This window comes from Sutterella parvirubra YIT 11816 (assembly GCF_000250875.1).
GTDB lineage: Bacteria > Pseudomonadota > Gammaproteobacteria > Burkholderiales > Burkholderiaceae_F > Sutterella > Sutterella parvirubra.
This window is the reverse complement of the sequence record NZ_JH604937.1, coordinates 21,069-21,831: the sequence shown is the minus strand read 5'-3', so window position 1 is coordinate 21,831 and position 763 is coordinate 21,069. Positions and strand designations below refer to the sequence as shown.

1 protein-coding gene is annotated in these 763 nt (G+C 67.1%); it reads right to left on the bottom strand.

Annotation, left to right across the window (positions count from 1 at the left end; all coding sequences use genetic code 11):
* Positions 1–177: 177 nt before the first annotated feature.
* Positions 178–651: a hypothetical protein gene (locus tag HMPREF9440_RS10465; protein WP_008541748.1), complete on the bottom strand. Its 474-nt coding sequence runs from the start codon at positions 649–651 to the stop codon at positions 178–180.
* Between the last annotated feature and the right edge of the window lie 112 nt (positions 652–763).

Below are 763 nucleotides of genomic sequence, written 5' to 3'. Positions count from 1 at the left end.
AGGAGGGCGCCGCCCTTCCGACCGGCCCCGAGGGCTTTCCGAGGGCGGCGTCGGGAACGCTTGGGGACCATCTTGGGGAGAAGGGTGCGCGGGGGCGCAGGACCCCATGCGTCGGCCCCGGATGCGCGAAGAGGCGGGCCATGCCGCCTCTTCCGTTGGAATTCAGGTTGTGGGTGCTCAGCGCTTCGCTTCTTCCGCCGTCGGCGCACCGGCCGCATTGGCCTTCGGAACCGGCTTCGCGAACTTCATGTGCACTTCCATGATCTGGGCGCGCATGAGCGTGCGGTCCTCGCTGCAGAGCTTGGGCCTCGCGCCGTGGTGGCGGCGCTGCTCGTTCTGCACGGTGAAGCGCTGGCGGATCGCTTCGCGGTCCGCTTCGTTCAGATGCGCCTGCATCGCGTCGCGTTCGCGCTTCGTCATCTCCCGCCAATGGGAGGCGCGCGCCACGCCGTCGAGATAGGGCCAGAGCTCCGCACGTTCCGCGGCGCTCATGTCCCGCCAAAGACGCACGCAGGGATGCGCGGGGTCCGCGCAGTCGGCGAGCGTTTGGGGATCGGCATTGAGCACGGGGCCGCGCCACTCCGCCTGCACCACGCCCGAGGTCAAGGCGAGTACGGCGATGATCAGGCCCGTCTTGGTTGGATGAAGCATGGTGTTAACCCGGATGGGTCTCCGTTTCGTCGAGCTGACTATATCAGCGGGTTCCCGACCTGAGCGCGCACAAGTTTTTCCAATGTGTTGCAGGGGGTGAATCTTTCGGCGG